1 pseudogene is annotated in these 255 nt (G+C 74.5%); it reads left to right on the plus strand.

The window, feature by feature from the left end:
- A pseudogene (locus EF918_RS37610) lies at positions 1-255 on the plus strand (NAD-binding protein); the annotation flags it as partial.

The following is a 255-nucleotide window of genomic DNA, read 5'->3' on the forward strand; positions in this document are numbered from 1 at the left end:
ACCCGGAACCGGCCGGCGCGGACGCGTACGGCGGCCCGCTCAAGACCGCCTTCCGGGAGGGGGACACCGCCGACCCGGCCACCCTGCGCGCGCTGGACCTCGGCTCCTACGACCACGTCGTCGTCCTCGGCTACGACGACACCGACCCCTGGCAGGCCGACAGCCGCACCCTGGTCACCCTGCTGCACCTACGGGACCTGGGGCGGAGCCTGGGCCGGCCGCTGCACGTGGTCGCCGAGATGAACGACGACCGCA

Source organism: Streptomyces sp. WAC06614, from assembly GCF_003949795.1.
Classification (GTDB): Bacteria; Actinomycetota; Actinomycetes; order Streptomycetales; family Streptomycetaceae; genus Streptomyces.